This is a genomic window from Anabaena sp. AL09 (assembly GCF_001672255.1).
GTDB lineage: Bacteria > Cyanobacteriota > Cyanobacteriia > Cyanobacteriales > Nostocaceae > Dolichospermum > Dolichospermum lemmermannii.
Genome location: NZ_LJOQ01000079.1, coordinates 10412 through 17211, shown reverse-complemented (window position 1 = coordinate 17211; position 6800 = coordinate 10412). Strand labels below are relative to the sequence as shown.

The following is a 6800-nucleotide window of genomic DNA, read 5'->3' as shown; positions in this document are numbered from 1 at the left end:
TTTGACGGTCGCAGCGAGATTAGATTAGGCTAAACCTTTAATCTAATTCTGTCAGTAGAATCTCAGTGGCTGTCTTCCCTGAGAGTGTCAATAGCTACTTTTACTATTTAATAGAATTTGTCAAGATTTTGCTTACAGTATTATGGAAAACCTGAATGATTTACTATTGCCATTTTTAGGCAATTTACACCAAAATATCACTTTTCTGGCTGATTACAGTCATATTAAAGACCCAGACCTTTTGGAGCAAATGCGACTTGGTTGGAATCACTTTATCACAACTGGGCAAGTTTGGGCGCTGTTTATTGGTGTAGTTGTTGGTTATCTGTTCAAAAGTTTAAGTAGTTTCGGCTAAATAGATTTTAGATTTTGAATTGATTTTCAGGAAAAATCTCTCAGGGTGTTTTCAAGGTTGCCAGCAAATATAATTTGCTACTACACAGGCAAAGTCGGCTTGCGTATATTAACACAAAAACAAGGGCTTGAAACCCATGAAGATGTATTTTCTGTGTGTAAAGGCGGTTTCTAACAGCAAAATACAACATTGAATCTGCCTATCTTCTAGTATCTATTAGCACATTTTTCCTCTGTTCAGATTTATGACCGAAAAACAAACTTGGAGTCAGCGGTTTGAGTCCGCGCTGCATCCGGCGATCGCTCGTTTCAATGCGAGTATCAGTTTTGACATTGAACTCATCGAATATGACATTACTGGTTCTCAAGCTCATGCCAAAATGTTGGCTCATACAGGGATAATTTCCTATACAGAAGGGGAAGCACTGTTTAACGGTTTAGAACAAGTTCGTCAAGAATATCGTCAAGGGCAATTCCAACCCGGTGTTGATGCCGAAGATGTCCATTTTGCCGTAGAAAAGCGACTTACGGAAATTGTCGGAGATGTAGGTAAAAAACTTCACACCGCCCGTTCTCGCAATGACCAAGTAGGTACAGATACTCGATTATACCTCCGCGATCAAATTCACCAAATTCGCCAGCAATTACGGGACTTTCAGACAGTCTTAGTTGATATAGCCGAAAAAAATGTCGAAACTCTGATTCCTGGCTATACCCACCTACAACGCGCCCAACCAGTAAGTTTAGCGCACCATTTACTGGCATACTTCCAAATGGCACAACGGGATTGGGAACGCTTGGAAGACGTTTGTAAACGAGTGAATATCTCCCCCTTGGGTTGTGGTGCTTTAGCGGGAACAACTTTTCCTATTGACCGCCACTATACAGCCAATTTATTACATTTTGACAATGTTTATGCTAACAGCTTGGACGGAGTGAGCGATCGGGACTTTGCCATAGAATTCCTCTGTGCTGCTAGTATCATCATGGTTCACCTCAGCCGTCTGTCCGAAGAAGTGATTCTGTGGGCATCTGAAGAATTTCGCTTCGTCACCCTCAAAGATAGTTGTGCCACAGGTTCTAGCATTATGCCCCAAAAGAAAAACCCCGACGTACCCGAATTAGTGCGCGGCAAAACCGGGCGAGTATTTGGTCATCTGCAAGCCATGTTAGTAATTATGAAGGGTTTACCCCTGGCTTATAACAAAGACCTCCAAGAAGACAAAGAAGGCATATTTGACAGCGTGAACACAGTCAAAGCCTGTTTAGAAGCAATGACAATTTTACTGCAAGAAGGTTTAGAATTTCGTTATCAGCGATTAGCAACAGCAGTCACAGAAGACTTTGCTAACGCTACCGATGTCGCAGATTACCTTGCAGCCCGTGGTGTACCCTTCCGCGAAGCTTATAACATCGTTGGTAAAGTGGTAAAAACCAGTATTGCCGCTGGTAAACTACTCAAAGATTTGCAGCTAGAAGAATGGCAACAAATCCATCCCGCATTTGCTACTGATATTTATGAAGCCATAACCCCACGTCAAGTAGTTGCAGCTCGCAACAGCTACGGAGGCACAGGCTTTGTCCAAGTTAGACAAGCTCTTCTCAACGCCCGGACTCAACTCATTGTGAAATAATTTCTAAGTTAGGAAACAGGAAACAGGAAACAGGGAACAGGGAACAGGGAACAGGGAACAGGAGAATTTTCTTCTTCCTTCTTCTTTCTGAACTCCTGATAGCGAAGCGTGGCGTTAGCCATACTCCTGACTCCTGACTCCTGACTCCTGACTCCTGCTATATGAAAGAGTAAAATTTAACCAGACATACTAATCAGCAGCGTCCATTGCTGCTGCGCCTGTGTCTTCCTCTTCACTCTTGGGCGGTCTTTGTTGGAATCTTCTGCCCATTCTACCTGTGGTGGTCCGTTTACGAAACTTTCTGGCGTAGGCCTGGTTTCGTAGCGCCTTTTCTTTTTTCGGGTTACGGCGCTTTGCCATATTCACCTCATTAATAAACAACAAAAAATTGGCATCTAGGCATTACTTAGGCCATATTAGCTACCGATATTATTGATATACTTTTTTAGCCTAGTGCAGCAATCAATACACTTTAAATAGCATACCATTATATCGCACTAAAAAGTCTAATGTCAACCAGAATTTAGCGATCGCAAACTCCTAGGGGCGTAAGGACTGCGCCATCATCAAGGTGAGGAGGAAAATTCTATTCTAACAACCCAATTAAATTTAATTTTTTATACTTAAATAATAAAGAATTCGACAGCGATGCCTACTAGCAAGGCATCGCGGATTTTAGATTTGCGATTCATCTGTAATCTAAAATCTAAAATCCAACCAGCGATTTAATGGTTTACCGCTGCTGCTTCCCGTGCTGCTGCTGCTTGATCTGGGTGAATACCCAAGCGTGTGAGGTTAATTCGTCCCTTATTGTCAATTTCTCGCACTTTGACAATCACCTCATCACCAACAGCTACTTCATCTTCAACCTTGCCAACTCGATAGTCAGCAAGCTGAGAAATGTGAATCATGCCTTCTTTACCGGGCAAGAATTCCACAAAAGCACCAATGGGTATAACTCGTGTCACACGACCGATGTAAACATCCCCTTCATGGAGTTTACGGGTCATGCCTTGAACGATGTTCCGCGCTCTCTTCGCCCGGTTTTCATCAACTGCGGAAATGGTGACAGTACCATCATCTTGGATGTCAATTTTTGCACCAGTTTCTTCAGTGATCCCCTTGATGGTTTTCCCTCCAGGTCCAATGACTAGACCAATCATGTCAGGATCAATCTTGATGGTCAACAGACGTGGAGCATAGGGTGAGGTTTCTTCCCTGTGTGTGTCAATAGTCTGGAGCATTTTTTCCAGAATATGTAACCGGGCAGGTTTGGCTTGGTTGACAGCTTGGGCAATTACCTCTAAAGGCAACCCAGATATTTTCATATCCATTTGCAAAGCGGTAATCCCAGTATCTGTACCGGCAACTTTGAAGTCCATATCACCTAAAAAGTCTTCAATGCCTTGAATGTCGGTAAGGATTCGCACTTCGTCCCCTTCCTTAATCAAGCCCATTGCCGCACCACTCACAGGTTTAGTAATTGGTACACCGGCATCCATGAGGGATAGGCTAGAACCACAAACTGAACCCATTGAAGTCGAACCATTGGAAGAAAGAACTTCCGATACTACGCGAATTACGTAGGGAAATTTTTCCTTGGATGGTAGTACAGGTAACAATGCCCGTTCTGCTAATGCACCATGTCCGATTTCTCGTCTCCCAGGGGCGCGTAATGGTTTGGTTTCGCCGACGGAGAAGGGAGGGAAGTTATAGTGATGCAGGTAACGTTTGGTTTGTTCTAGTTGCAAGTCATCGTTGAGGTTTTGGGCATCTCCGGGAGTCCCAAGGGTACACATTGATAGTACCTGAGTCAGTCCCCGATTGAATAAACCGCTACCATGAACTCGTTTGGGTATTATGCCAACTCGACAAGATATAGGGCGGACTTCATCAAGTTTGCGACCATCTACGCGGACATTATCTTCGACAATTTGACGGCGCATGAAGTATTTAGTAATACTTTTGAACGTATTGCCAAGAGCTTTAGAGTTTGCTGTAGCAGCAATGCGAATGGGGTCTTCTTCTGGTAAAGCTTTAATTTCATCAGCAATACTATCTTCAACTGCGTCCAAAGCAATATCACGATCAGTTTTAGTTAACTCAAATTGCGCTAAGATTTTTTTAATCTCATTACTAGCGCGATCGCGGATATAGTTTTCTAATGTCTGATCTGGTTCTGGTGGTGCTTCTTGCACCAGTTTGAGACCTAGTTCATCCAGTAGATCTAACTGAGCCTGAATTAAATCCCGAACTGCTTCGTAGCCAAAATCAATCGCTTCAATAATATCTCGCTCTGGCAATTGATTTGCACCCGCTTCCACCATGATTACCCCATCTGGTGAACCGGCGACGACTAAATCCAAATCTCCCGCTGCAATTTCTGCATAGGTAGGGTTAATAATAAAATCATCCCCCACTAAGCCTACTCGCACTGCGGCCATGGGTCCATTAAAAGGAATTTGGGCAATGAGGGTAGCAATTGAAGCACCTGTTACTGCTAACACATCAGGGGGGACTTGCTCATCCATTGACATGGTTATTGCCATAACTTGCAAGTCATCCCGCAACCATGAAGGGAATAAAGGACGGAGTGGACGGTCAATCAGCCGACTGGTAAGAATTGACTTTTCCGGTGGACGACCTTCTCGGCGCATAATTCCCCCAGGAATTCTTCCCGCTGCGTACAATCTTTCTTCGTAATCTACGGTCAGTGGCAAAAAATCAATGCCTTCCCGCGCTGCTGACCTTGTAGCCGTTACTAAAACAGTTGTATCTCCTGATTGTATCAAAACCGACCCACCTGCTTGGGGGGCTAGTAGGCCAACCGTCAGTCGAATATCCCGTCCATCAAAGGATATTGACTTTTCAAATTCTGCCATTCAGTTTTTTTTCCTTCTCTTACGCGATTCTCACTCTGTGGCAATCCTAACATTTATGCAGTCTAGACGGCTTCTGTAATGAACAAACATACAACAAAATTCTCTAAGTTAGCTGTACAACGGGCTTCATATCTGGGTTTGTCTTCTAAGTTATCTTTTTGCTGAACGATTTAATAATATTTTATCAATCAATTAAGAGGTAAGTAACTGCATTGCAATTGCCCCTGTCATTAAAAAGGAATAGATTTATAAGTAGTATATGAACCAGATAATGAGGTGATTATAGAATGGATAACATAGCCAAATATCGAAAATATATTCAAACCTTACTAACAGATTATGCCAAAGATGATATTTGCACAGACGAAGTAGATGTGGAACTCATCTTTGATACAGAACGCGACCATTATCAGTGGATGAATGTTGGTTGGGAACATTTAAATCGCGTTTATATGACGGTGATTCACTTCGATATTAAAAACGGCAAAATTTGGTTACAACAGAATTTAACAGAAGAAAATCCCGCTGAAGATTTAGTAAAAATGGGTGTTCCCAGAGAAGATATCGTGTTGGGTTTACATCCTCCTTATAAACGTCCATATACAGATTATGGAGTGGCTTAAAGAAGGTCATTTATTGTCTGAATCAGGATGTCCAGGATTAAAGGATTTACAGGATTTTTGTATGAATTTGGATTTTGATGATTTGAATAATTAAATATTTTTGTCTGAATCAGGATGTCCAGGATTAAAGGATTTACAGGATTTTTGTATGAATTTGGATTTTGATGATTTGAATAATTAAATATTTATTGTCTGAATCAGGATGTCCATATTTGCAGGACATAGGATTGCTGAATAAAATATTTGATGGTGAAAGTAATGTAATCCTATTCATGCTTAATAAGATATTTTTATCATCATTCACAGAATTGTCAGATCCACAGAATTTGGTGATTATTAAAAATATTTAATCTCTTGATCCTGTAAATCCTTAAATCCTGGATATCCTGATATGGCTTGCGCCACGCTACGCTATCATACTTATTCAGATTCATCCATTATGGGTTTTTGAGCAGAATGCCGCACAAAAATAATTTGAACATTATCATCAAGAATGGTAAAAATAATTCGATATGTGTTTCGTCCCTTTCCATATATGAGTTGTCTGATTTCTTGATCAAAAAAATCATTTTCAAATGCTAGAGAACAACGAGAAGGCATTTTTTCTAGAGATAATATAGATTTATATAATCCCTCTAACCATGTTCTACCCTTTTGGTGAGAAATATTACTAAACCAGAAATAAGCTTCTTCTATGGCTTTTTGTGCTTCTGGTTGGATGATAATTTGATATTTCTCATTCATTGGAATTATCTAATTTATTAAACAATTCATTAAAGAAATCTTCGGCTTTTTTACCTTTACCTTGCTGCATTTGTTCTAAACCTAGTTTAATACCTTTTAAGGTTTCTACTAACTCAGCCGCATCTAAAAGTTCTTGATAAGATTCTGCGTCTTGAACAACTAACTCGGCTTTTCCGTTGACAGTGAGAACTAAAGGGTGTTTTGTTTGTTTAATCCGTTGTACAAATTCAGTGGTATTCCGTTTAAAGTCAGTAAGGGAATGTATATCTTTAGCAAGGTCTATCATGGTTATAATTTTAATTAGCATCTAATTCGATGTTAATTCAATCTGGTTGTGTTTGTCAATATATTTTGTCAGAATCAGGATTTCCAGGATTAAAGGATTTACAGGATTTTTGTTGGGATTTGGATTTTGATGATTTGAATAATTAAATATTTTTGTCAGAATCAGGATGTGCAGGATTTAAGGATGTACAGGATTTTTGTTGGGATTTAGATTTTTATGATTGGCATATTTGCAGGACATAGGATTGCTGAATAAAATATTTGATGGTGAAAGTAAT

Annotated in this window: 7 protein-coding genes; 3 read left to right on the top strand and 4 right to left on the bottom strand. The window is 40.5% G+C overall.

Going from position 1 to position 6800, the window contains the following annotated elements:
- Positions 1–142 precede the first annotated feature (142 nt).
- Together AN490_RS14685 and argH are read left to right on the top strand one after the other, a co-directional pair.
- Positions 143–355 carry a hypothetical protein gene (locus AN490_RS14685; RefSeq protein ID WP_148760391.1) on the top strand — a complete coding sequence of 71 codons (213 nt, stop codon included), beginning with the start codon at positions 143–145 and terminating at the stop codon, positions 353–355.
- Positions 356–599: 244 nt separating this feature from the next.
- Positions 600–1988 carry an argininosuccinate lyase gene (argH, locus tag AN490_RS14680; RefSeq protein WP_300004657.1) on the top strand — a complete coding sequence of 463 codons (1389 nt, stop codon included), beginning with the start codon at positions 600–602 and terminating at the stop codon, positions 1986–1988.
- Positions 1989–2177: 189 nt separating this feature from the next.
- On the opposite strand, the gene AN490_RS14675 is transcribed toward argH, so the two are convergent.
- Positions 2178–2348 (bottom strand): hypothetical protein, encoded by a 171-nt coding sequence (locus AN490_RS14675; RefSeq protein ID WP_015079833.1) that lies wholly within the window; start codon positions 2346–2348, stop codon positions 2178–2180.
- Positions 2349–2713: 365 nt separating this feature from the next.
- Entirely contained in the window at positions 2714–4870 is a 2157-nt protein-coding gene (locus AN490_RS14670) for a polyribonucleotide nucleotidyltransferase (protein ID WP_015079832.1), read from the bottom strand.
- A gap of 287 nt (positions 4871–5157) precedes the next feature.
- On the opposite strand from AN490_RS14670, the gene AN490_RS14665 reads away from it, so the two are divergent.
- Complete coding sequence (locus AN490_RS14665) at positions 5158–5493, top strand: XisI protein (protein ID WP_168696103.1); 336 nt, start codon at positions 5158–5160, stop codon at positions 5491–5493.
- A gap of 420 nt (positions 5494–5913) precedes the next feature.
- Here the strand turns inward: AN490_RS14665 and AN490_RS14660 are convergent, their stop codons facing one another.
- Both AN490_RS14660 and AN490_RS14655 read right to left on the bottom strand, forming a co-directional pair.
- A complete protein-coding gene (locus AN490_RS14660; protein WP_300004650.1) occupies positions 5914–6237 on the bottom strand; it encodes a type II toxin-antitoxin system RelE/ParE family toxin in 324 nt (107 codons plus the stop codon).
- Entirely contained in the window at positions 6230–6544 is a 315-nt protein-coding gene (locus AN490_RS14655) for a type II toxin-antitoxin system Phd/YefM family antitoxin (protein ID WP_300004647.1), read from the bottom strand. Before AN490_RS14655 ends, AN490_RS14660 begins: the two co-directional genes overlap by 8 nt.
- Between the last annotated feature and the right edge of the window lie 256 nt (positions 6545–6800).

Coding starts and splice junctions, on each gene's coding strand:
- AN490_RS14675 (WP_015079833.1), bottom strand. CDS start 2,348: ATGGCAAAGCGCCGTAACCCGAAAAAAGAAAAGGCGCTACGAAACCAG.
- AN490_RS14665 (WP_168696103.1), top strand. CDS start 5,158: ATGGATAACATAGCCAAATATCGAAAATATATTCAAACCTTACTAACA.
- AN490_RS14655 (WP_300004647.1), bottom strand. CDS start 6,544: ATGCTAATTAAAATTATAACCATGATAGACCTTGCTAAAGATATACAT.
- AN490_RS14685 (WP_148760391.1), top strand. CDS start 143: ATGGAAAACCTGAATGATTTACTATTGCCATTTTTAGGCAATTTACAC.
- AN490_RS14670 (WP_015079832.1), bottom strand. CDS start 4,870: ATGGCAGAATTTGAAAAGTCAATATCCTTTGATGGACGGGATATTCGA.
- argH (WP_300004657.1), top strand. CDS start 600: ATGACCGAAAAACAAACTTGGAGTCAGCGGTTTGAGTCCGCGCTGCAT.
- AN490_RS14660 (WP_300004650.1), bottom strand. CDS start 6,237: ATGAATGAGAAATATCAAATTATCATCCAACCAGAAGCACAAAAAGCC.